Genomic DNA, 392 nt, shown 5'->3' on the forward strand with positions numbered 1-392 from the left:
GAGCGTCGTAATCGGGCTGAAGTCGTACCGTAAGGAGCGGTGGACTGATTACGAGTGAGAATGTTGGCATTAGTAGCGAGAACTAGGTGAGAATCCTAGTGGCCGAAAACCTAAGGTTTCCTCAGGAAGGCTCGTCCGCTGAGGGTTAGTCGGGACCTAAGCCGAGGCCGAAAGGCGTAGGTGATGGACAATCGGTTGATATTCCGATACCACTGCATATCGTTATTACCAAAGGCGTGACGCAGGAGGATAGGGTGTGCCAGCTATTGGATGCTGGTCTAAGCACTTAGGAAGTCAAGGGAGGCAAATCCCTCTTGATAATTCTGAGGTGTGATGGGGAAGGCTCATAGAGCCGAAGTGCCTGATTCCACGCTGCCAAGAAAAGCGTCTAG

1 rRNA gene is annotated in these 392 nt (G+C 51.8%); it reads left to right on the forward strand.

Features of this window, described 5'->3' with window-relative positions:
* Positions 1-392, forward strand: a 23S ribosomal RNA gene (locus tag CPJCM30710_RS17500); the annotation flags it as partial.

The organism is Clostridium polyendosporum, from assembly GCF_018332455.1.
GTDB classification, from domain to species: domain Bacteria; phylum Bacillota; class Clostridia; order Clostridiales; family Clostridiaceae; genus Clostridium_AY; species Clostridium_AY polyendosporum.